Source organism: Candidatus Galacturonatibacter soehngenii (assembly GCF_008830185.1).
Taxonomy (GTDB): domain Bacteria; phylum Bacillota; class Clostridia; order Lachnospirales; family Lachnospiraceae; genus Lachnotalea; species Lachnotalea soehngenii.
Window position 1 is genome coordinate 986,876 of sequence record NZ_WAGX01000004.1, and the last position, 22,779, is coordinate 1,009,654.

Genomic DNA, 22,779 nt, shown 5'->3' on the forward strand with positions numbered 1-22,779 from the left:
CTATCTCCTCTTATGTTTCTTCTTTCTTGGTCTAAATATAGTCATTCTGCCTGTCCAACCCACAATACGTACAAAAATTACTCCGCATATTATACCAATTGAGTCAATTGCCACATCTTTTACTGACCCTGTTCGTCCAGCGACAAAGGATTGGTGATATTCATCCAGTATGGCAAAGGATACACACACCGTTCCTGTCAGAATTAAGAGTCCAATTCCTCTTACACCATATACATAGAGTGGAAAAGCAATCGAAATAGCAAGAAGTGCATATTCTGTCATATGCGCAGCCTTTCTTACAGGATAATGTATTCTTTGTTTATAATAATGAATTTGTTCACTACTTAAATCAAGCTTCATCACTTTATCTACGGTAACTACAATTTTTTCACTTACTTTAAAGCTCAGACCTGACGATTCTACACCATTGTCTGATGAAAATGAATAAATCATATATATCATTAAGAATGCAGGTAAAAAAGAAAATGGTTTTAATAATCTAATCATATGTTTCTTCCTATCTTGTTATAATTTTTAGTAGTTCTATAAAACCTGCACCATTTTTTTCACTTGCATATACTTCTCGTACGGTTACAGGTCTGTCTGTTATAATGTTATCTACTTCTAGTAACTTCATTCTCTCAATATCACTTCTTGAATTTACAGTCCAAACATGAACCTCTTTACCAGAATTATGAGCAGCCGTTATTACTTTTTTTGATGCGTAGGTATGTTTTATGCTAAGAAAATCTGCATTGATCTTATTTTCAAAATTACCAAATGCCATTTTCAAAATATATCCCGTTATTATACTGGGTTCTTGTTCTTTAACTTCACTTAACAAAGAATAGTCCATTGAAGTTATAACACAAAAATCTTTCGCATTGTTTTCTTCTATTACTTTTAATACATTTTCAACAATATTTTTATTATGACCATTACTTTTAATCTCTATATTAAGGTTAATTTTTCCTTTACAATACTTAATTACTTCATCCAGTGTTGGTACTTTTTCTCCTTCAAATTTTCTTCCAAATCTTATACCAGCATCTAATTTTTCTACCTCTTCATAATTCACATCCCAAATAAATTTATTATAACCTGTCGTTCGTTTAAGATTGGAATCATGAAGCAATACAACTACATTATCTTTTGTTTCTTGCACATCAATCTCGGCATAATCAGACTTTACTTCAATTGCGGCTTTCAGTGCTGCCATTGTGTTTTCAGGGGCATAAGAAGCACCACCCCTATGTGCTGTTATTTGTGTTGTTACCAATACTTCTTTTGCTATGGTTGTGCTCTTTTCTAACATCTGATAGCTATAAAATCCTTCGACACAGACCATAAATAGACCAATCATAATGGTAACTTTTTTTAATGAATGGTTTGTAATTGCGGTATAATCATATAGTTCATCTATTTCCTCTACAGCTACATGAAAACGATACAAATGATAAGTACTATAAATAAATGCAATGTTTCCTGCTATTCCAATTATATTACTCAGTATTCCTGCTATTAATTTTAACCAATCACATAAAATCAATAGATTCGCAAGTGCAACATCTTCTTTATATACAAGAGATACAAAAAATGCAGCAACGACTATAGCAATTCCGTAGATCATTAATATAACGGCTGATAGCAATATATTCCATTGAATTAAGTATCGAAAAGATTTTTTTGCCTTTTTTCTTGTAACCTGAAAACTAATTATAATCGCATCTTTAGCATTCTTTTCCCCTAATACAACAAAAGGCATAATAAATGCAGATAGTAAACTAACTATGACGATTGCTGCAATAATAAGATAGAGAATCTCTTTATATCGAAAACTATCATATACATATTGTGCTAGATAATTTAGTATTTTTATATTTGCAATCTCCTGAATAATAAAGTGGATGCATATAAATGGAAGTATAAGTAAACCAGGTATTAAATTTACCAAATTCCCTTCTTTTATTATTTTTCCAGTTTTAAAAATTCCGATCAATAATATATCATAGGCTTTTAACTTTACATTATGGTTAACTGCCCTATAATTTTCCAATAGGCAGATGATTTCAAAACCAATTAATAACAACATAATCAAAAAGTTAGCTATTATTAGCATGACTGAGATTGGATTGTTGATAAATTGGATTACATTTTCTACTGTTATATAGCTATATCCAACTTTCTTTAAAGCAAAATCTATGCTTGATGAATAAAAGTTATATATGATTAAAATGGAAGCCGCGTGATAGCATAATAAAAAAACAACTAATTCTGTAACGTTTCCTTTTAAAATTTTCCAAGTATTTTTTATAAGAAATAACATTCCACATATTCCCACATCTTTAAAGGATTTATTGATTCTTAATATATTCTATCATCTTTTTTATGATAGTCAATTTTATTTCTTCATTTCTCTCAACTTTTATTAACCAATTATAATCCCCTACATAAACTAACAATGAAATAAAACATTTTAAGGAGATTTACTTTTGGATAACTACAATAAACAATCTTATTTAAACCCTAGAACCGCAAATCCATCTTGTGGCTGCGGATATAAACAAAAAATGAGTCCAACACAGGTTATGCCAAGTCATGACTGTTTGGATGATTTTGCTTTAGCAATGTGCTATGTCCCATGGCAACATTGGAATAAAATATATGATTTAGATAAAGGTTTGGAAGTTGGTACTATATTTCCTGAATTAAATAAGCCTTTCTTGGGAAGTAGGTGTTGCTAAAGTGAATAACAATAATAGGATGGATAGAAAAAGTCTACTCAATAAGATTGATATGGTAAGCTTTGCAATTAATGATTGTACTCTCTTTTTGGATACGCACCCAATGGACGAAGAAGCTCTTATATGCATCAATGAATTATTACCAGTAAGACGCAGTCTTTTAGAAAAATACTCCCAATACTTTGGTCCATTAACAATCGATACTGCTACGCCATCGAAAAAGTGGGAATGGGCTTCTGGTCCGATGCCTTGGGAAGGAGGATGTAAATAATGTGGAATTATGAAAAAAGACTTCAATATCCAGTAAATATTACACAGCCTAATGCTAAATTAGCGCAGATTATTATTACGCAGTTTGGTGGTCCAGATGGAGAATTAGCAGCTTCACAACGATATTTATCACAAAGATATAGCATGCCATATAGTAATGTAAGTGGACTATTAACAGATATTGGTACAGAAGAAATGGCTCACATGGAAATTGTTTGTGCTATTGTACATCAATTGACGAAAGATTTAACTATTGATGAAATCAAAGCAAGTGGCTTCGATAAATATTATGTGGATCATACGCTTGCTCTTTATCCAGTCGCTGCTTCCGGCACTCCTTTCACTGCAACATATTTCCAGTCAAAAGGTGATCCCATTACTGATTTAGTAGAAGATATGGCCGCTGAACAAAAGGCGCGAACGACCTACGATAATATCTTAAGATTAATACATGACCCTGAAGTATGTGATCCTATACGCTTTTTGCGTGCAAGAGAAGTCGTTCATTTTCAACGTTTTGGTGAAGGACTTAGAATTGTTCAAGACAATCTTGACGCAAAAAACTTTTATGCTTTTAACCCTGAGTTTGATACATGCAAAAAATAGAGAAACGATTATGAATATTTTAGAGCATTGCTGCTTTTGCAATGCTCTTATTCTATACAGATATTAAATATATACCTAACATTGGGCAATGTACAAATATGTTATTCCATTAAAAGTCTTAATAGGGTCATATTCTTTTCCTCCCTTTTCTGAATACGTTGTTCTAGGTTCAATATTTTTTTATTCTGTTCCTCAGTATAAATCCTTAACGCATTTCTTTCCGCAATCACCTCATCAAGTCGTGCTTTAGGAATTGAATCCTTTAAAGCTTTTTTATATTCTTCTACTATTTTATCTGCTTGAACCTCATTCAAGCCAAATTTTATTAAATCTTTCTTTTTCATGTTTTAATTCCTTTCTTAATCTTATTAATAATCAATAAACTTTTACAACAAAAATATACCATATATGCATGTATCATTCTGTATCCTATTTTTGATGTCACAAAACTAGAAAAGGATTAGAAAACAGCAAAAAAAGAGCACCACCTAGGTACTCTTTGATTGTTACGCATAGAAATAATTATTGCTTCTCTTCTTTTATCTCATATTTGATATCTCTCACATCAAACTTTTGTTTTTCCAATGCTTTTAGTACTTTATGGAAATCTTTACATTCGATTCGATAGAAAATCTCCACCAAATCCATTGTTTCAGTGCGAGATACTATCATATTGCGAACATCTCCACCTGCTTTGGCGATTGTCTCCATAATTTTAGCAACCACACCTCGATAATCATACGTATAAATAACAAAAGAATTGTGCCTGTGCCCAAACATCTTTTGATATTGTTTAAAGACTGCTTGTTGAGTTATAATACCAAGTAATTTATCATTGGAGTCTACAATCGGAATAAATCTTACCTTTGTATGAATAAACATAACTGCAACTTCTTCAATACGGATGTTTTCAGAGATTGTCTCTACTTTATCTTTCATTAACATAGAAACTGGCATTTTTAAGAATTTTTCTTTATCTTCCTGCCAATTTTTAAAAAAATACTCATACGTGTACTGTTTTGATAAGACACCGATAAATTTTTTTCCATCCACTACTGGCAAAGATAATAAATTATTTGCATCGATTACTTCCATTGCCTTCTCCAACGTATCTGTTAATTTAATACAGGTTAAGTTGTGGAAGGGAATCATAATTGCCTTAACACGCATAAATTCTACCGTCCTTTCTTTAAAAGAAACATGTAATATCATTTATACTTATATTATACCTTATTTTTATATCCTTAGCAATTTTATGCAATAACACTTTCCTGTAATGATGTTTTAGCGTGCTTCTCCCATGAAAAATAAAGCTAAAATTCCTGGTCCTGTGTGAGCACCAATAACAGGTCCTACATAATCAATTAAGAACGAATCAATTCCAAATCGCTCTTTAATTAAATCAGCAACAAACTGTGCATCTTCAGGCGTATCACCGTGCCCAATAAACACACCATCACGTTTATTTTCTTCTACATAAGCACCAATTTGTTTTTCCATATTATCAACTAATGTCGTCAATGATTTTTTTCTACCTCTTACTTTGCCAATCGGAATTAATCTTCCTTCATTATCTACATGTAAAATCGGCTTAACATTTATCATTGTCCCTAAAATAGCTGCAGTTTTAGAAACACGTCCACCTCTGTATAGATGAAACAAGTCCATAGGAGTAAAGTTATGGCAAACATGAAGTTTATTTGCTTCAATCCACTCTACTACCTCATCAATTGTTTTTCCACTTTCTTTTAGCATGGACGCCTTATGAATTAAAAGACCTTCTCCCAAAGAAGCACATAAAGAATCAACAACCATAATTTTACAATCTGGGTACTCCTCAGTCATCTCATCTGCTGCTATTTTAGCACTGCTATAGCTGCCACTTAAAGCTGAAGAAAAGGCAATATGCAAAATATCAAATCCTTCTTTATATAACTTTTCAAATATCTCTTTGGCCTGACTTGGGTTCACCTGGGATGTGGTTGGCATTGATCCATTTTTCATTTTTTCATAAAACTTTGAAAATTCCAAACCATTATCCTGTGTATATGTAATACCTTCTAGAACATAAGTTAAAGGTAATACTGTTATGTTATGCTTACTAATATAATCTTTCGGTAAATCTGAAGTCGTATCTGTTGTTATTACAAAATTACGCATGCTCATCCTCCCACTTAAGTACTAACTCTTTTAGTTATTAAATGAAACTATCTACTGTGTTAATCAATATTTTTAACCGACAACTTATAAAGCTGTCGGTTTCAATCAAACTATATCATATTTTACTAAACATTACCACTCTTTCATCTAAAATTTGTTCCTATCGAAGACCTTTATCGTTATGTGGTAATCTTACTCTAATGAAGCGTTTTAAGAACTGCCTTAAATTAAATGGAAACAGAGGATATAAATAACTTCTTCCAGCAATTGTTTTATTAAATACAATCGCTGCAATTGTTATAATCCAACCAATTACAAACCCCCATACATTAAAAATAGCTGTTAACACTAGCGTAATCATTCGCATAAATTTAAATGCATAGGCTAATTCGAAATTCGGCTGTGAATAATTAGCAATGGCCACAAATGCCATATAAAGCATAACCTCTGAATTAAACCACCCTGACGAAACACTTAAATCCCCCAAGACCAGAGCCGCCATAATACTTAACGGGGTGGTAAGCATATTAGGAGTATTTACCGCCGCAAGGTGAAGTCCATCAATCGCAACTTCTAAGATTAAAAACTGATAGATTAACGGTACATTAATCATTTCGTTAATCATGATAAATTTAAGCCACTCTGGTACCAAAACCGAATTCTGCATCAGCAATAACCATACCGGAGTTATAGCCATACTAGTAAAATTGACAAGGAACTTAGTCAATCGAAGATAACTCCCAGTAACAGGCGGAAAATAATAATCATCTGCCTCTTCTATAATATCAAATACTGAAGAAGGCGTTATCATTGCAGATGGCGAATTATCAACTAAAATGACAACATTTCCTTCTAAAATACAAGCTGCTGCTGTATCTGGTCTTTCAGAAAACTTATATTTTGGAAAAGGATTATACCAAGGATATTGATAAAGACATTCTGCCAAACTTTGGCTGTTCATGGTAAGAGAGTCTACCTCAATATCATTGATTCTTTTTCTTAATTTATCTAAAAATTCATGGTCTACTCGGCTATCTAAATAGGAAATAACTACATTTGTTTGAGACTTTTCACCAACATATAACATCTCCATTACGAGTTCAGGAGATCGTATTCTGCGCCTAATTAAAGCGGTATTAAATGCAATGGTCTCTACAAATCCATCTCGTGAACCTCTAAGCACTCGATCTTTTACTGGCTCTTCCACACCTCTCATCGGGTAGTTTCTACAATCAATCATAATTGCTTCTTCATAACCATCTATAAAAAGGCAGGAGATTCCAGATAAAATAGCAGTAATTATCTTTTCATAGTCATCTGCTAAACTAACTGAACCATATGGAATATATTTCTTAGAAAATTCATGAGGTGTCTCTGGCATATCTTCATTTTTTATGGTTAAGAAGGTTTCCATCAATCTCTCCATTGTATGATCATCTAAAAAACCATCTATAAAATAAACGCAAAGATCTTTTCCACCTACATGGAGTGTACGATACTTTAGATCATAATTTTTTCCTACAAACAAGGTTTGATTTAATCGATTGATGTTTAGCTGTAATTCACCGCTGATTTTTTCATTCATACCAATACATACCTCTTTTTCATTTAATTGGTATATATTGTTCCAGATTCCAGACGAATTATGCATTTATTTTTTAACATTCAATCAGTGCTGCTCCCCACGTAAGACCTCCTCCAAAGCCTGAAATAACGAATTTATCTCCTTTTTGAATACGATTGTCTTTGTATAATTCATCCAGCAGTATCGGTATGCTAGCCGCTGAGGTGTTGCCATATTTATCAAGGTTTATTGGAAATTTCTCTTCTGGTTGCTTTAGTCTTTTGGCAACCGAATGAATGATTCTTTTATTTGCTTGGTGTAGACAAAAATACTTTACTTCATCAATATCTACATTGGTTTTGACAAATAACTCTTCCATACACTCAGGTACTTTCTTAACTGCAAACTTAAATACTTCCTGCCCATCCATAGAAATATAGGAATTATTATCATTTAAACTTGTCAAAAGATTATTCATGCTTTTACCATAATAAGTAAGAGCTCTTCCCTTACTTCCATCTGATCCTTGCACAAAAGTCATTTTACCCGATTCATCTGCTTGCACCACCACTGCACCTGCACCGTCGCCAAATAAAACACAAGTTCCTCGATCAGTCCAGTCAATTGTCTTTGAAATGGTTTCTGCCCCAATAACCAACGCATTTTTATACATCCCTGCATGTATATAAGCATAGGCACAACTTAGTGCATATACAAATCCCGTACATGCTGCACTGATGTCAAAACAAACTGCGTTAGTCGCTTTTATTTCTTGTTGTACAAGACAAGCAGTACTTGGCATATGACTATCTGCGGTAAACGTTGCTACGAGAATAAGCTCTATTTGATCGCTAGACATACCAGCACTTTCAAGGGCCTGCTTCGCAGCTTTTGACGCTAAATCGCTAGTTGTCTCACCCTTTGAAATCCTACGTTCTCGAATTCCAGTTCGTTCTCGAATCCATTCATCGCTAGTATCTACCACTGTCGATAAATAATCATTCGTTACTATATGTTCAGGAAGTCCGCTTCCGGTTCCTATAATTCTTGCTGCCATAAATGCTCCTTTCGGCATATGTTTATACTTTAAATATCCAATTTTAGATTCTTCTATAAATTACTTTGATAATCAAACTATTTTGTGATAAGTATATTGCTTTCTAGGAATTTTGTCAAGCGGAATTAAACTGGAATGCTTTGAGGACTCACAGAAATGAATAGAAATCTCAGACCATTCCAATATGGTTCTACTATGATTTAATTGTATAAATTATTCAACATAAAACTGGGTTTACATTCCATTATGGTTCTACTTAATAAAAAATATTTATATTATTAGCAGATTTAAGTTTCACATTCCAGCATATTCCTTTATTATTCTACCATGTTGTATATAAAACTTCCTTAATAAAATGTTTTTTGTCGAAAATTCTTTCATATGAATTGATATCAAAATGTATTCGCTTATTCTAATTATTTATTTTAATTGATATGTAAGTATTCTTTCGAAATACTCCTGTTTCCCACATAAGATTAAAGTCACTATTTTCCCTTTTTACGCTAAAAATAATACATTTTGATCCTCATCCACCAAAACCTTTGATTTTCTTGTTACTCTAACTTGTGAACTATAAATTACTTCTTTTTTTACCCACTTTCGAAAAAGTTTTGGTTTTTTATTTGTTCCTACATTTACAATCTCATAATTCTTATTTAGTGTATACCTTGTCCCACCATCTTTTAATTCACTTTTATTTTCACTCTCTAAATCAATTGGAATATATGCAGCATAACTATTTGGTAAATTCATCTGTATAGTTTTGTCTTTCCAGTCAACCTCCACTACTTTCAACTCACGTATGACCGCAAGGTCTTCACGCCTGCCAAGAGCAGGATATTCCTTTGGAAATTTTAATCTTTGCTCTATTTCATCCAATAATTTGTGATTATCTGGTACAATATGTATTAAGAGTTCAACTTCACTAAGAAGTTCTGCCGTTGCTACTCCTTTTCCTATTCCATAACCATTGATATCTAGTTGATGTCGTCCCTTTTCATATTTTAATCCTGGCTTAAATTCATACCTTGTATATAAATCGTTAACTTTGGAATGATAATATCCTTGAATACTAATCTTCATAGGCTTATATTCCTTGTATCCACAGAGATTATGAATCATGCCAATAACCGTAGAATAAGGGGGAAGAGGATAGGTCTCCTTCAATTGAAAACTAGTCGGTACCTTATAGTTTACAAGTTCTTGTTCTATCTTTAACCTAATTGCTTTCATAGTATTCACTAACCTTTACTTTTAACTTTTTAAAAAGTTCCGGCATACTAACAGCCCCTAATTCTTTTATGATTTCTTCATCGTTACCAAATTTCCCTTTAATTAATCCACATAATGTGTCTTTTTCAATCGAGTCAAACATAACATCTTTAATTGCTTCAATTACAATTTTATTCTCTTTGACTTCTAAAATATTTTGGAAGATTGGATTTTTCACATCATACACACCTCCAATTGCAAACAACGGCTTTAAATCCTCTCTTCTTCCTCGTATATCGCGATAAAGTAGTGCTATGGTATCCAGTAGTTTATTCACCCTTCTTGCCTTTTCCTCCTTCGCTAGTTCGATTTCATCATCAATTCCAATTTGCTCTAAATCTACCGTAATCGTATAACGATAGTAGGATCTGTGAATTTCTGCTTGTGCAATATTCATCCCTTTCATTCCAGTTGTACGCTCAGCTAAACCTTTATTGGTAAGAAAATCTAAATCACCCTTAAATGTTTCTAGGGAAATAGCATTTGATAGACGTACAACTGCAGAGCGTATTTTGCTATCCGCTCCCTTTTCCGTCTTCATATACCCAAAAAAATCTATTTCTGGATAATCTTTTATTGTTGCATCTGGTGCAAATTGTACCACATCTTTCTCTACTCTGGTGGGTGTATTTTTTTCACCTAATTGTTGAATAATATTATAACGAATTGCCTGTCGTGAAATATAGGTATACTGTTCTCCTGCCCCTCTTGCCATTTTTTTTAATGACGCAATATTTCCAACTCCTTCTCCATAATTTGCACTCTCTGCCTCAAAAATCATTGATAGCATTAACCCTTTATTTTCCATTAATATTCTCCTCTACTTTCTCGGTCGAATCTTCCCCATCAATCAAACCGCTTACAAATGAATAGCCAATCATTTTAAATCGTTCCTTGTCCTTTAAACAATCTGTAAAAAAGTAAGGTACCTGCTTCTTGATATAGAGATAACAATTTAATATCGTATCCATAAACATTCCCTGATTGTTTGTTTTTAAGGCATTTAATAAACGATAAGTAATTCCCTTTAGTTTATTTTCAGAATGTTTATTCTTATAGTCTTTCTTAAGATAATATCCTGCTCTACTATAAGCCTTTAAATCTTCTTTTTCCACATCTCTCATGCTTGTAATTCCCTTCAAATAAGTAAAATTAATCGTAATTACATCCATAATGTTTCCGACATTATAGAAAATCTCGTTATTTGGTTTACTTAATTTATATACCAAAAGTCTATGTATAAGTAAAAATTGATTTTCATTATTGAAAAGCTTTTTTACTACTTCCTCATATAACCGTATATACTCGTCGCCTTCCTTATAGCTTGACTTAATAATTCGATCTAATTCTTTCTTTGAATCCCTCACTACATTTACACATTGTCTAGATAAAATATTGAAACGGTAAACTTCATTTTCATATCGTACCACTTGAATATCAGATAATTCGTATCGAAAAGAATCATTTGTTTTTTCTTGGATTGCTGCAATAAGACTTTTATAAGTTGTATTAGGAGTCAAACCTTCATCTTTTAACATCAGTTCTCTCATTTTTTGTGATATCCGAACTATACTGCTTGCTGAATTGTTGGCATTTACAAAAATACCTCTATTGTATACATACGTAAAACCTGCTGGAACACAAGAATAAACTAATTTACAGACTGGGCAGATTGCAATATCATTATTATAATTCCACACATGCGATGGCTTTCGACTTGAATCAAATCCGCTTGCATTCAAAAATCCCATCTCTATATTTAAATTTTCAATTGGAGCATGACAGTTAAAACACTCATATTTAAACTTACTTTTATCTGCTTTCATATAATTTAGGGCATCCTGCGGAAAATATTTTTTATAATCCTTATACATATTTTTTTCTTTTGTTTGCGGATTTAAAATAGATACACCATTCCATCCATTTCTAATCACATTATAAATTACATTCTTTCCTGCAATATACTTTTTCGCTTGTGGCTTCTCATAAAATCTAATTATTTCTTTTATTTTACTTATTTCTAACTTAATCTCTGGAATTTTATCTTGCAATAGTTCCTTTTTCTTTAACTGTATTTTTTTAAGTTCTTTTTCTCTTTCTAACACAGGATATTTTTCCTCAATTAATTCATAAGCAGCGACATGACTATTGCTTTTTAAATAGCGTTTTAAATTTTCAATATATTTATTAAATTCTTCTAGGGATTTTTCGTTAAAGTTTTGAAACTTTTCCCCTTCAAAGACTTCGATCTGACTTTTATATGAAATCACCTTTTTCCAAGCAATCATTGGTTCATAGGTATCAATGAAATAATTAAAAAACTTTTCCTCAAAGTTTTCTAATTCACAGATATCAAAACTTACTTCCCTTCCAGCGTATTTTGCACTATCCTCTCTTTCATGCTCTAAAATATTGACTATTCCAACAATACCTGCATTGTATAACCAATCCCCCAGTCTTAGCTGAATTATACCATCCTCCAAAATATCACCTCCAACTTACCCCACTAAATTGCATAACCCAAAACCTTCACTTTTTTTGCTTGCCACTCCTGACTTATAAAAATAATCCAGCAGGTACGGTTTCCCTTTCAGTTCAAAGCTACCTACATTTCCTGTCACAAAAACTCCATAATGATTGATTACTAATTTCTTTACATTTAGTGGAATAATATCCATTTGCTCTACATCATACTCTGCATCTTTCCCAAAATACTGAACCGCTTGATATTTCATATTTCGTTTTAAAATAGAAATACTTTCTTCATCTTCAAAACTATAATACCAATCCTTATTGGTTTCTTTATTATGCTCTCGGATTAAAATCGGGGAAATTGTACGAAATATAACTCTCTCCTTTATAATTGCCTTTTCCTGTATTAGACGTAGTTCTTCTAACAACATACTGTTGGTCTTCTCAATATAAAATTCTTTTCCTTTCATTCCTAATACTGCATTGTAAAAATGTAATCCTGTTTCTATATCAATGGTTGAGAAAGTAAAGTGAATTTTATTTTTTTCTAATATCACCTTATCTTTTGAAAATAATGCTTTTCCTAAATACACCGAAAATGTATAGGGCTTTTCAATCGGATCTTTGTCTCTATAATATTTATTAAAAATATCCTTATCATAATTTTCAAATGATTTTTTTAAAAAGGATATAAACTTTCTTCGATAATCACTTGGTATTTCTTTTTCTTTTAGCTGAAATGTTATTAAAAATCTCATCTATGCACCCCCTTGAGTCTTTATGTGTTCATTAACATTATTTTAAGCTCTTTATAATACACTCTTTTTCTTTCTTTATCTGGTTCCATTTACCTTTTTTTCTATTACTTTAGACCATATAATACATTTTAACCCAAGTTCTGGAAATTGTATAACGAATTATCAACAAAATAATTGCTTTATATATTAGACTAATTTTATTAAATTATATTATTTCACGATATGTATTGCAGTTAAGTAATTGGTACAAATAACATCAAAAAGGGTCAGTAGTTTTTGTTCTACTGACCCTTTTTCACCATATTTTTTATTTATCTATCTCTTTTTACCATATATCTTTACTAACTATGAATTGAAGTTAAACAATGTACGTTTATCCCATTAAAGTCTATCAAAGAGTTATCCAGTATCGCTTTATGTGTTCTCCGTCCACAATAACTTCCTTTTCAAAAATACCACCATTAGAAAGAATGACCTTTTCACTTGCAGTGTTGTTACGGCTACAAGTAATCATTATTTTCTCAATATTTCTTTCCCTACAATTTTGTAGATTAAGTCGTAGCATTTCTTTTGCAATTCCTTTCCCACGTTCAGATGGACGAACTGTATATCCAATATGTCCACCCCAAAGTCCCAAAATAGGATGATCAATGTGGTGTCTAAGGTCAATTATACCAACAATTCTGCTATCCTTAACTTGAACAGCAATATATGTATTGCATGGAACAATACCATCAGGGCAGGTGTTTTGACTCATTAATTTGGAAAGAACATTCAAGTATTCTTTAATATTAGAGCATTTTCTCAAACTTCCACATCCAGCAAAAGAATCTACATCATTTGCTTCAATCAGTTCTTGCCTAAACTTAAAAATATCTTCTCCATATTTTAATGATGGTATAATCAATTTGATTTCGTCCATAAATCAACCCCCTTACAAATTCATTGCGATGGTTAAAGTCTTTATTAATAGCCTAAATTTATTACATACCACTATGGTTCTACTTATACATATTTAGTTTTTTACAACTAATAATATCATATTTACATTCCACTATGGTTCTACTTATATCCAAATCTAACATATCTGACTATGCATTTCATATATTAAGTATAACCTATCTCCTCCATCCTGTCTATTAACATCTTCAAGTAACTTATTTTGTATGCTAACTAATACAATTTTTTATTTAGTAATGAAAATGAATAAATTGATAACACAATTACTTATTCAATTTATTATAAATCAAATTATCTTTCGTAAACACTGTCATAAAAAATATGCTTATTTCAGTTATGTAAATACTGATAATAAGCATACTTTTTAATATGAAACTCAATATATAAGCTCTTAATTTCTTTTTTTACTACAATAACGTATCAATTGCTGCTCCAACACTTTTATTCGCCTGAGCAACTGCACCAAAGGAATCACACCTTACATCAAAAGAATTTGCCTTCTCCTCCTGTGTGGCAATTGTAAACGTGTCGTATTTCTTCTTGTCAAACACATCAGGTGCATTTAAAGCGTCTACGACTTCTTTTCTTTTTCTTCCCATGCGCCTTTTAATTAGCTCACTTTTAAACCTTGCTTCTTGCTTTTTATTATTTGCGCTTTTTGCAACTTTACGATTATTATCCAACCGTTCTTCTTTTGAGAGAGCCATTCTTTTTGCATTTGCTTTCTGTATTACATATTTCATAAGCCTTACAGCCTCTTCACTTCCAGCTTGTTTTTTCATTGCAGGTAATTGGGCTCTCACCATGCGCTCAACTGCACTTACTTGTGATTTTGTTCGTGCACTTGCCAACTGTGCCAAGGTCCTAGATGCGTTAAAGCTTCTTTTAATGGTAATCGTTCCACTTTTTTGCGCTTCTTTAACCTGACTTTTATTTGATTGATAATAACTTCCTTGTATCAATGCTTTTATATTTGATATTCTCATCTAGGATCCGCTTCTTTCCATTTATTTACTAATTATTATTTCGGCAAAAAGCTTTTATTTATTAATAGATATATATGTTTAAGTGTTTAATTTTTTAGTTTTTATAATTGACCCGAAAACAGACGGCACAATTTTGCCATCTGTTTTAATTCCCATTAACCTTTAATTCTCTTCTAATATTAACTCTTGTATTTCATTGTCATCCATTTTTCTTGTTTCTCTTTTAGATTCATTCATCTCTATCTCTCTATCCATTTTTTCAACATATTTTAGAACATATTGCTGTCTACCGTTAAAAGTAATATTTAACAATGCCTTGTCATATCGTGAGAATGTCAGCTGAGCAACCTCTCCGTTTTCTCCTGTAATGTCAAAAGTAATGTCTGGATCGTCGTTTTGAGTCCCTTGACAGTTATATTTTACGGACGCAACAGTACCATTGACTATATTAAACTTTTCCGCTGTTTCTTTTACAAGTGTTTGATACTCTCCCCCATTATCATTATGAAGGTCTAAATCTAAACCCACAGCTACCTTTTTTCCAAGTGTTCGATTGTAAAAAACACTAAATATTTCCCCTGTTACAGAATCAACTTCAAAACCATAAAGTAGTTTCCCTTCAATATAAACATCTCCACACCAAGAAGAACGAGGATAATCTTCGTTTGCTGGTTGATATCCCATTTCAACCACTTCTCCTTCTAGACTAATGCCATAAATATTCCACAACCCCTGTGCGCCAGCTTCTGCTGCCTCTTCTTTTGTCATATCCTTGCTAGTTGGTGTCTGTTTTCGGTAGTTTTCAAGAGCGTTATCTTTTACTGTGTAATTTGTTTTTTTGTATCCTTCCGATACCATTTCTTTCTTTGTATCAATTGATTTCTCTTCTAAAGTGGCATAACTTGTTGGAACTATACTAGTCTTGTTATATTCTGCCGCTGTTGCAACTTGTGTGAATCCTTGAAATAACACTGTACTAACTCCAAGTATTCCTACTGCTAGAAGTAATCCTTTCATTTTCTTATTTACTGGTTTTTTTGTTTTCCTCATGTAAATATCTCCTTTTTCATTTATTTGTTTTACAAGAACCAGTATATAAAACACAAATTATGAAATTATCATCAAGTTATTATTAAGTTGTAAAACATATTTTTGCTGTTGTACCTTCTCCTAGTTTACTTTCAAAACTTAATTTTGCATTGTGGCTTAATGCAATTTGTTTACAAAGTGCAAGTCCCAAACCTGCCCCACCGTCATTTCGATTTCGTGATTTATCTGCCCGATAGAATGGTTCCGTAATCTGTACAAGCGTTTCAGCGCTCATGCCTTTCCCATTATCTTGTACCATAATAACCTTCTTTCCCTCTTCATTTACTGCACTTACTACTATACTTCCACTCTCTTCACATGCTTTGGCGGCATTATCAATTAGATTAATGAGTAAGCTTTCCATTAAATAAGTGTCTCCCCTGATTGTTTTTATCTCATTTACAAATTTTATTTTTATATTTTTTTCCCTGTACTTTACATAAATCGTCTTTCTTACCACATCAAATAGGCTCATTAACTTCAACTCTTCAATCGCAATTTGATTGTTTTGAAGATTCGCAAGTTCGAGTAGTTGAAAGGCAACCGTTTGCAAACGCCTACTTTCCGACATAATATAGTTAAGTGCTGACAATCGATCATCTTCCGAAATCACGGCCTTTTGCATATATTCCGCATACCCATAAATCGCTGTTAAAGGGGTGCGAAGCTCATGGGCAAAATTATCAACAAATTGCTGTTTTTTTTCTGCTTCCTCTCTTAGCCTCGTCATCTGTCTTTGAATTTCCTCTGCCATATGGTTAAAGCTTTGTGCCATTTCAGAAAGCTCATCCTGTCCAGATACCAAAAGTCTCGTATCATATTGTCCGTTAGCAATCTTTTTGAGGTCTGAGATATCTGCATAAGTGGTCTAAAAATACGGTTCAATACTAGCATAAGCCCAAGAGCTAGAAAAATGGATAGAATAAATCCAATAAAAAACAATATATTCTTAAGATGACTCCAAGCTTTTATGATATCAGTTATATCATGAATGTAAACCAACATATAAGATTGATGAGGGGTTGGTAACTTACCATAAACAATAGCGTATGACATTCCATTTGATTTTTGTATGGTTACCAAACGGTCTCCACCATCTGGTGGCTCTAATAGATTACTCTTTTGTACGATCTCATTTTGACTGGAATAAAAAAGCTCTTTATCTTTATATAACTCAATACAATCCGAATTCCCTAACAGGTATTGATAAGGTTTAAGCAAATCAATAATAGAAGAATCGATATCAATATCTCTTTCTTTCATTGCACTAAAATCTTTGATAATTGCAGATGTTATAAAATAGTGCTCTCCTAAGCTTCTTTCTTTGGCACGCTTAATCTCTCCTTGAAACATAATGACTGAAACAATAAAAATACCAAGATTAAAAAAGAATAGAAAAAGCAAGAGTGTGGTTAAAAAAGTCCTTTGTTTCACTCTTGCACCTCCAATCGATACCCTAGCTTGTACACAGTTTTGATTCTGTCTTCCCAACCTAGTTTTTTGCGCACCTTTTGGATATGGACATCAACGGTTCTTGTATCTCCTTCAAAATCGTACCCCCATACTAATTCAAGAAGCCTTTCTCGCGATAGCGCAATGTTTCTATTATTGACAAGAACTTCTAATAATTCATATTCTTTTGGTGTACACTCAATTAGTCTGTCTTTGCAAAACACCTGATGACTATCAAAATCAACTTTTACATCTCCCTGTTCAAAACGGTTTGCTGTCTTTTTGGTTCGTCTCAAAACGGCTTCTACTCGAGCCAGTAACTCAAGCATCTCAAAAGGTTTCGTCAAATAATCGTCTGCTCCAAGTGAAAATCCCTTGATTCGGTCCGACAAACTGTTTTTGGCAGTCAAAAAAATGGTGGGGGTATGATTGGATTGTCTGATTACCTCGAATCCATCTAGTCCAGGCAACATAATATCTAGAATTAACATATCGTAAGTTTGCCTATTCATTTCGGTTACTGCTTCTCTACCATCATATACAGAATTACATTGATGCCCCACCAATTGTAAGTTTCTTTTTATCAATTCATTAATTGCAACTTCATCCTCAATAATTAAAATAAATGCCAACGATATCAACCTCCCTATCTCATCTATATTATCAAGGCTTTGTTATGAAGTTGTAAAGTCTTTTCATCATTCTTAATAAATTGTTATGATAATTGATAGAGAATAAGAAAAACTAAGAACGCAAAACGACACCGCCCTAGTCTCCTAAGTCGGTGTCATATAACGCGTTTATTTTATTACTTTATTATTCTCTTTATTATTCTCTTAATTCTTACCAGTACTTCCAATTCCGCCTCTATCTTCATTTCCTAATGTTTCAACCACACAAAATTCAATCTCTGGTTGATGTTCCATAATACGAAACTGGCAAATACGGTCGTTCACTTCAATTACTGTGTTTCTTAACGCATACGCTGGGAAAAACCATTGATCGTTATCACCGCAATAGGTTTCATCCACAATTCCCATTGAATTAGTTTGAATGATTCCAAAATTTTTATAGGTTGAACTTCTTGGAACAATATGTGCCTCATAACCGATTGGTAACTGCATTGCTACTCCAAGTGGTATTAACTTAAATTCTCCTGCTTTTAACTCTACTTTCTCAGCTGCTCTAAGGTCAATCCAATCTCCTTTTACAATTTTCTCAACCTTGTTAATTTCCTCCGTAAAATACTTTATCTTTATATGTTCCATCTTATCTCCATTCTTCTATCTCACATTGGGTGGCATGTCTTAACTCTTAAGCATGCAATACTACCGTTCCCTTTTTTAGCGTCTGTTGTACGTCAATCACTCTTTGATTTGAGCTTCCTTTCCAATGAAGCTGCACATTCCTTTTGTCTAATTCAAATCTTCCATCTACTACCACATCAAGGCTTTTTACAATATCCCAATCCGCTATATCCTCCCACAGGTATCCCGTGTATAACCATATAGTCTTTTTTGGGTACTTTTGTTTGATTTCTTCTGCTAGTTCTTTGATTTGTTCTCTATTATTATTATGTAATGGATCCCCACCACTAAAGGTGATCCCGGATATATAATCTTTGTCTAATTCGTCAAATAATTCTTTTTTTGCTGCGTCATCAAAAGCAAGTCCACCATTGGCATCCCAGGTAATCGTATTATGGCATCCCTTACAGCCATGGCTGCATCCTGCTGTCCATAACACTACTCTTAATCCATCTCCATTTAACATATCTTCCTTCGTAATATTATGATATCGCATTGTGTCCTCCATGTTATTCTTCCGTATATTTAAAACTAAAGGCTTTGATGTCACAATAAGAACTCTAACACCTTGCTGTTAGAGTTCTTATTCATGCTTTTACTCTATTTCCATATTATATTTGGGTATATATAATTTTTCAATCCCACATTAGTCCTACAAATACTATTTACATTGACTTTCTTTCAGCAATTTCAGCCATTTTTGCATCATTTAATCTGGTATCACCTTTTACTCTGGAGTAAGATAAGTAGCCATTCATACGATCAATTTTGGTTAAGTTTTTACTTCCACACTTTGGACAAATATCCATCTCAAGCTCTTGGTGTCCGCAATCATCACAATAAGCCAAGGACAAATTAACGCCTTCGTAAAAGCCCATATCCATTGCACGACGAATTAATGTCTTAATTGCCTCCATGTTATAATTAATTGGGTATTTTACATACTGAATCTTACCGCCATTTGATAGCTCCCAAAAACGATACTCTTTGTTTTGTTTTTCAATCGGTGTAATATCCTCTGTTACATGGCAATGGAATCCATTGCTTACATATTCTCGATCCGATACATTCTCAATGATGCCATATTTTTTACGGAATTGCTGTATCTGTAATCCACATAAGTTTTCAGCTGGTGTTGCATAGATAGCATATAATTTGCCATCTTCTCTTTTAAATTCTTCAATCTTCTTATTAATATACTCAAGTACTTCTAACGCAAACTGACCATCTTCTACCAACGATTTTTTATTATGAAGCTGTTGCAATTCATTTAATGCCGTAATACCAAAGGAAGCGGTTGCCGTCTTTAGAATTGGTTTAATCTTATCATGAATACCAAGATGTCCGCCATAGAAACCTCCTTCACAATAAGCAAGAGGATTTGTAGAAGCCTTCATCTCGCCTAAATAATCATAGGTTCTAAGGTGTAAATTACGAATTAATTCTAGATAATAATCTAGAACCTGATAAAAATCTTTCCCCTCTTGTTTTGCTTTTGCATAAATCATCGGCAAATGAAGACTTACTACACCAATATTAAATCGACCAATAAAGACTGGTTTGTCATTTTCATCCTTTGGCTCCATTCCGCCTTCCTTAAACCATGGAGACAAGAATGCTCTACATCCCATAGGGCTGATAATCTCACCGTACTGCTTATACATACTTGCGATATAACCTTGTCCAGTAAGGCTTAGCCAATCAGGATACATCGTCTTTGAAGAACATTCCACTCCTGCTTCAAATACTTCTTCTAGCAAGCCGCCTTCGCCATGTAGCTTCTCATCATATAAAAATACAATCTTTGGAAATAAAACTGGCTTCTTACAATTTTTCTTACCTTGCCCATTCTTTCTAACATTTAACATCGTAATACTTGCCAACTTAGCAAATCTTCCTGTTCCTGTTCCAATTGTTACCGTGATAAATGGATAATCGCCTCGACTAGAAGCTACGGTATTAAACTTATATTCCCATCCTTGAAAGCCTTGTTCAAAATCATTTAATACATCCGCCCATGCTTCTTCTTCTGCTGCTTCTTTCGTTAAGCCCATTCTCATGTATTTCTCAGTAAATTGTGCAAAGGATTTTTCTGCGTAAGGCTCCAAAATAGTATCAGCACTTGGGACTGTGAAACCACCATATTGCTGACTTGCCGCACTCAATACAATATCACCGATAACGTCAAATGCTACATTTAGGGTTTTTGGCTCATTATACCAAAGATTTCCCATTTCAAAGCCGCCTTCTAAGACCGATTTCACGTCAAATAAACAACAATTCATGGTATCTCTTCTAGCAGACATATCATGCACGTATAAATAACCATCTCTGCAAGCCTGAATCTCTTCTGTTGTCATGAAAAACTTTTGATACAGTTCTTTATTCAACTGATTAAAAATTAAACTTCTTTTGGTGGATACCAATGCACTATCTGTATTGGAATTTTCTTTATCTCCAATGTACATGATGGATTGACTCTTTTTATAAACCTCATCCAACATATGAACAAAATCCTGTTTATAATTTCTATAATCGCGATAACTTTGTGCTACCGTACGATTTACTGATTCCAACGCACTTTCAACAATATTATGCATTTGAGAAATATGGATTTCTTCAACATTCATTTGTTTGGTTTTCTCTTCAACAAATTTACAAATATAATCTAATTCTTCCTCTGTGAATTTAATTAAGGCTCTATATGCTGATTTATTTACTGCAACTACCACCTTTTGCACATTAAAATCTTCCTTGGTACCGTCTTTTTTGACTACAACCATTCTTCATCCCTCAATTCTAATAATTTTATCCATGTGTATTAATTTTTTAAATATACTACATTTGGTATATCTGATATTCGCACATACTATATAATGTGTTCACCTAAGATATATTAACACTTATACCTATCCAAGTCAAGATTCATATTCACTACATTTTGTAATATAAATTAGTACAATATGATAACTAATTAATTGAATTCTATCACTTTCTTTATAAAAAAATACACTCATATTCTGAGTGTATCCTTTTTAGTGAGCTACCTTTCCAGTTCGAATATCCTTTACTGTCTCTCTTATAATAAGCTGTGTATCCAGATATATTCTTTCGCAGGAAGTATCACCACATTCTATCTTTTTTAGCAATACCTCGGTACCAGTTTTTGCAATTTTAAGCATATTTCGTTCAATTGTAGTAAGTCGCATATCAGAAAATCTAGACGCATCTAAATTATCAAAGCCAATTAAGGAAACATCGTCAGGAACGGATAATCCTGCCTCTAATATTGCCTTTCTAGCACCATGCGCCATCTCATCATTAAAACATAAAATCGCAGTCGGTTTATGAACTAATAACTCTTTTGCAGCCAAATAACCACTATGGAAACGATAATTCCCCACTGCAATCGGCATACTCTTTGGATCTAAGCCACAGTATTCTACTGCTTGAACCCATCCTCTATGCCTTGCTCTGGTAGAATCTAAATTTTGTGTTGATTCAATAATGGCAATATTCCTATGCCCATTATCTAGTAGGTACTCCATTGCCTTTTTCATTCCCTGCGCTTCATCTGTCAAAACATTAGATACGCCGTAATAAACCGGTCTATTTATTACAACCAACGGAATCTTCTTGGCTATGGCCTCTTCAATAAAAGCTGAATCATCAGTTCTCTGACTTAAAATCACTAGACCATCAAATATAGCAGAATTTAATGTGTTTGGCTCCTGCAAATCAATTCCTTTGACAATTACGCTATAACGACTACCAACGGCTGAATAAATACCTGATACTACGTCATGTAGTACGTAAGGAGATGTTGATTTACTAATGGTCGATAAAAACAAACCTAAAGTATGTGCCTTCGAAAGCTTTAGGTTAATCGCGGCTTGATTTGGAACATAGCCCTCTTCCTTCGCAATTTTCATAATCAATTCTCTTTTATCAGGTTTGACATTCTCCCCTCCGTTTAAAGCTCTAGAAACGGTTGAATAAGAAACCCCTGCTATTTTTGCTATATCCTTGATTGTAACTGCCATTTCCATTCTCCTACTTAATTTTTATTTAGACAGCTATTT

At 33.0% G+C, this 22,779-nt stretch carries 24 protein-coding genes; 3 read left to right on the top strand and 21 right to left on the bottom strand.

All coding sequences use genetic code 11. The features are described 5' to 3' along the window. A complete protein-coding gene (locus F7O84_RS07165; RefSeq protein ID WP_151143543.1) occupies window positions 1-507 on the bottom strand; it encodes a VanZ family protein in 507 nt (168 codons plus the stop codon). 10 nt (window positions 508-517) lie between these two features. After that, window positions 518-2,326: a glycerophosphodiester phosphodiesterase gene (locus tag F7O84_RS07170; RefSeq protein WP_151143546.1), complete on the bottom strand. Its 1,809-nt coding sequence runs from the start codon at window positions 2,324-2,326 to the stop codon at window positions 518-520. A gap of 166 nt (window positions 2,327-2,492) precedes the next feature. Here F7O84_RS07170 and F7O84_RS19420 point away from each other — a divergent pair, with 166 nt between their 5' ends. From F7O84_RS19420 to F7O84_RS07185, 3 genes are read left to right on the top strand one after another with little or no spacing between them, the layout of a single operon-like run. Beyond that, the gene (locus tag F7O84_RS19420; RefSeq protein WP_320411219.1) at window positions 2,493-2,744 is read left to right on the top strand and encodes a spore coat associated protein CotJA; all 252 of its coding nucleotides are present in this window, start codon (window positions 2,493-2,495) and stop codon (window positions 2,742-2,744) included. A gap of 19 nt (window positions 2,745-2,763) precedes the next feature. After that, the gene (locus tag F7O84_RS07180) at window positions 2,764-3,015 is read left to right on the top strand and encodes a spore coat protein CotJB (RefSeq protein WP_151143549.1); all 252 of its coding nucleotides are present in this window, start codon (window positions 2,764-2,766) and stop codon (window positions 3,013-3,015) included. Then, window positions 3,015-3,620 carry a manganese catalase family protein gene (locus tag F7O84_RS07185; protein WP_151143552.1) on the top strand — a complete coding sequence of 202 codons (606 nt, stop codon included), beginning with the start codon at window positions 3,015-3,017 and terminating at the stop codon, window positions 3,618-3,620. Before F7O84_RS07180 ends, F7O84_RS07185 begins: the two co-directional genes overlap by 1 nt. Before the next feature lie 101 nt (window positions 3,621-3,721). Here the strand turns inward: F7O84_RS07185 and F7O84_RS07190 are convergent, their stop codons facing one another. The 19 genes from F7O84_RS07190 to F7O84_RS07275 all read right to left on the bottom strand — a co-directional run bounded on the left by F7O84_RS07190 (window position 3,722) and on the right by F7O84_RS07275 (window position 22,740). Beyond that, window positions 3,722-3,964, bottom strand: a complete 243-nt coding sequence (locus F7O84_RS07190) for a hypothetical protein (protein WP_151143555.1) — start codon at window positions 3,962-3,964, stop codon at window positions 3,722-3,724. 178 nt (window positions 3,965-4,142) lie between these two features. Further along, the gene (locus tag F7O84_RS07195; RefSeq protein WP_243140832.1) at window positions 4,143-4,832 is read right to left on the bottom strand and encodes a CBS domain-containing protein; all 690 of its coding nucleotides are present in this window, start codon (window positions 4,830-4,832) and stop codon (window positions 4,143-4,145) included. A 72-nt stretch (window positions 4,833-4,904) separates the two neighbouring features. Then, window positions 4,905-5,780 carry a DegV family protein gene (locus F7O84_RS07200; RefSeq protein ID WP_151143557.1) on the bottom strand — a complete coding sequence of 292 codons (876 nt, stop codon included), beginning with the start codon at window positions 5,778-5,780 and terminating at the stop codon, window positions 4,905-4,907. A gap of 160 nt (window positions 5,781-5,940) precedes the next feature. Continuing rightward, a complete protein-coding gene (locus F7O84_RS07205; protein ID WP_151143768.1) occupies window positions 5,941-7,365 on the bottom strand; it encodes a spore germination protein in 1,425 nt (474 codons plus the stop codon). Between the two features lie 73 nt (window positions 7,366-7,438). Beyond that, window positions 7,439-8,401 carry a beta-ketoacyl-ACP synthase III gene (locus tag F7O84_RS07210; RefSeq protein ID WP_151143560.1) on the bottom strand — a complete coding sequence of 321 codons (963 nt, stop codon included), beginning with the start codon at window positions 8,399-8,401 and terminating at the stop codon, window positions 7,439-7,441. Window positions 8,402-8,899: 498 nt separating this feature from the next. Next, a complete protein-coding gene (gene cas5b / locus F7O84_RS07215) occupies window positions 8,900-9,634 on the bottom strand; it encodes a type I-B CRISPR-associated protein Cas5b (RefSeq protein WP_151143563.1) in 735 nt (244 codons plus the stop codon). Further along, complete coding sequence (gene cas7i, locus F7O84_RS07220) at window positions 9,621-10,481, bottom strand: type I-B CRISPR-associated protein Cas7/Cst2/DevR (RefSeq protein ID WP_151143566.1); 861 nt, start codon at window positions 10,479-10,481, stop codon at window positions 9,621-9,623. Before cas7i ends, cas5b begins: the two co-directional genes overlap by 14 nt. Then, on the bottom strand, window positions 10,471-12,156 hold the full coding sequence (cas8a1, locus tag F7O84_RS07225) for a type I-B CRISPR-associated protein Cas8b1/Cst1 (protein WP_207708041.1): 1,686 nt from the start codon (window positions 12,154-12,156) through the stop codon (window positions 10,471-10,473). The genes cas7i and cas8a1 overlap by 11 nt, the downstream gene beginning before the upstream one ends. A 15-nt stretch (window positions 12,157-12,171) precedes the next feature. Beyond that, on the bottom strand, window positions 12,172-12,903 hold the full coding sequence (gene cas6, locus F7O84_RS07230; protein WP_151143569.1) for a CRISPR-associated endoribonuclease Cas6: 732 nt from the start codon (window positions 12,901-12,903) through the stop codon (window positions 12,172-12,174). Between the two features lie 391 nt (window positions 12,904-13,294). Further along, complete coding sequence (locus tag F7O84_RS07235) at window positions 13,295-13,825, bottom strand: GNAT family N-acetyltransferase (RefSeq protein WP_151143572.1); 531 nt, start codon at window positions 13,823-13,825, stop codon at window positions 13,295-13,297. 445 nt (window positions 13,826-14,270) lie between these two features. Next, complete coding sequence (locus F7O84_RS07240; RefSeq protein ID WP_151143575.1) at window positions 14,271-14,849, bottom strand: hypothetical protein; 579 nt, start codon at window positions 14,847-14,849, stop codon at window positions 14,271-14,273. A 162-nt stretch (window positions 14,850-15,011) separates the two neighbouring features. Continuing rightward, entirely contained in the window at window positions 15,012-15,899 is an 888-nt protein-coding gene (locus F7O84_RS07245; protein ID WP_151143579.1) for a hypothetical protein, read from the bottom strand. Window positions 15,900-15,981: 82 nt separating this feature from the next. Further along, window positions 15,982-16,743 (bottom strand): HAMP domain-containing sensor histidine kinase, encoded by a 762-nt coding sequence (locus F7O84_RS19180; protein ID WP_243140833.1) that lies wholly within the window; start codon window positions 16,741-16,743, stop codon window positions 15,982-15,984. Continuing rightward, window positions 16,665-17,372 carry a hypothetical protein gene (locus F7O84_RS19185; protein ID WP_243140834.1) on the bottom strand — a complete coding sequence of 236 codons (708 nt, stop codon included), beginning with the start codon at window positions 17,370-17,372 and terminating at the stop codon, window positions 16,665-16,667. Before F7O84_RS19185 ends, F7O84_RS19180 begins: the two co-directional genes overlap by 79 nt. After that, window positions 17,369-18,022: a response regulator transcription factor gene (locus F7O84_RS07255; RefSeq protein WP_151143582.1), complete on the bottom strand. Its 654-nt coding sequence runs from the start codon at window positions 18,020-18,022 to the stop codon at window positions 17,369-17,371. The genes F7O84_RS19185 and F7O84_RS07255 overlap by 4 nt, the downstream gene beginning before the upstream one ends. Before the next feature lie 204 nt (window positions 18,023-18,226). Continuing rightward, window positions 18,227-18,658, bottom strand: a complete 432-nt coding sequence (locus tag F7O84_RS07260) for a dUTP diphosphatase (RefSeq protein ID WP_151143585.1) — start codon at window positions 18,656-18,658, stop codon at window positions 18,227-18,229. Window positions 18,659-18,704: 46 nt separating this feature from the next. Continuing rightward, complete coding sequence (gene nrdG, locus F7O84_RS07265; protein WP_151143588.1) at window positions 18,705-19,193, bottom strand: anaerobic ribonucleoside-triphosphate reductase activating protein; 489 nt, start codon at window positions 19,191-19,193, stop codon at window positions 18,705-18,707. 169 nt (window positions 19,194-19,362) lie between these two features. Continuing rightward, window positions 19,363-21,480 carry an anaerobic ribonucleoside-triphosphate reductase gene (nrdD, locus tag F7O84_RS07270; protein ID WP_151143591.1) on the bottom strand — a complete coding sequence of 706 codons (2,118 nt, stop codon included), beginning with the start codon at window positions 21,478-21,480 and terminating at the stop codon, window positions 19,363-19,365. A 252-nt stretch (window positions 21,481-21,732) separates the two neighbouring features. Continuing rightward, window positions 21,733-22,740 (bottom strand): LacI family DNA-binding transcriptional regulator, encoded by a 1,008-nt coding sequence (locus F7O84_RS07275; protein WP_151143595.1) that lies wholly within the window; start codon window positions 22,738-22,740, stop codon window positions 21,733-21,735. Window positions 22,741-22,779: the final 39 nt, after the last annotated feature.

What these genes read in the sequence shown, in the direction of transcription:
- F7O84_RS07165 (WP_151143543.1), bottom strand. Translation starts at nt 507, where the DNA reads ATGATTAGATTATTAAAACCATTTTCTTTTTTACCTGCATTCTTAATG.
- F7O84_RS07170 (WP_151143546.1), bottom strand. Translation starts at nt 2,326, where the DNA reads ATGTTATTTCTTATAAAAAATACTTGGAAAATTTTAAAAGGAAACGTT.
- F7O84_RS07180 (WP_151143549.1), top strand. Translation starts at nt 2,764, where the DNA reads ATGGATAGAAAAAGTCTACTCAATAAGATTGATATGGTAAGCTTTGCA.
- F7O84_RS07185 (WP_151143552.1), top strand. Translation starts at nt 3,015, where the DNA reads ATGTGGAATTATGAAAAAAGACTTCAATATCCAGTAAATATTACACAG.
- F7O84_RS07190 (WP_151143555.1), bottom strand. Translation starts at nt 3,964, where the DNA reads ATGAAAAAGAAAGATTTAATAAAATTTGGCTTGAATGAGGTTCAAGCA.
- F7O84_RS07195 (WP_243140832.1), bottom strand. Translation starts at nt 4,832, where the DNA reads ATGATATTACATGTTTCTTTTAAAGAAAGGACGGTAGAATTTATGCGT.
- F7O84_RS07200 (WP_151143557.1), bottom strand. Translation starts at nt 5,780, where the DNA reads ATGCGTAATTTTGTAATAACAACAGATACGACTTCAGATTTACCGAAA.
- F7O84_RS07205 (WP_151143768.1), bottom strand. Translation starts at nt 7,365, where the DNA reads ATGAATGAAAAAATCAGCGGTGAATTACAGCTAAACATCAATCGATTA.
- F7O84_RS07210 (WP_151143560.1), bottom strand. Translation starts at nt 8,401, where the DNA reads ATGGCAGCAAGAATTATAGGAACCGGAAGCGGACTTCCTGAACATATA.
- cas5b (WP_151143563.1), bottom strand. Translation starts at nt 9,634, where the DNA reads ATGAAAGCAATTAGGTTAAAGATAGAACAAGAACTTGTAAACTATAAG.
- cas7i (WP_151143566.1), bottom strand. Translation starts at nt 10,481, where the DNA reads ATGGAAAATAAAGGGTTAATGCTATCAATGATTTTTGAGGCAGAGAGT.
- cas6 (WP_151143569.1), bottom strand. Translation starts at nt 12,903, where the DNA reads ATGAGATTTTTAATAACATTTCAGCTAAAAGAAAAAGAAATACCAAGT.
- F7O84_RS07235 (WP_151143572.1), bottom strand. Translation starts at nt 13,825, where the DNA reads ATGGACGAAATCAAATTGATTATACCATCATTAAAATATGGAGAAGAT.
- F7O84_RS07240 (WP_151143575.1), bottom strand. Translation starts at nt 14,849, where the DNA reads ATGAGAATATCAAATATAAAAGCATTGATACAAGGAAGTTATTATCAA.
- F7O84_RS07245 (WP_151143579.1), bottom strand. Translation starts at nt 15,899, where the DNA reads ATGAGGAAAACAAAAAAACCAGTAAATAAGAAAATGAAAGGATTACTT.
- F7O84_RS07260 (WP_151143585.1), bottom strand. Translation starts at nt 18,658, where the DNA reads ATGGAACATATAAAGATAAAGTATTTTACGGAGGAAATTAACAAGGTT.
- nrdG (WP_151143588.1), bottom strand. Translation starts at nt 19,193, where the DNA reads ATGCGATATCATAATATTACGAAGGAAGATATGTTAAATGGAGATGGA.
- nrdD (WP_151143591.1), bottom strand. Translation starts at nt 21,480, where the DNA reads ATGGTTGTAGTCAAAAAAGACGGTACCAAGGAAGATTTTAATGTGCAA.
- F7O84_RS07275 (WP_151143595.1), bottom strand. Translation starts at nt 22,740, where the DNA reads ATGGCAGTTACAATCAAGGATATAGCAAAAATAGCAGGGGTTTCTTAT.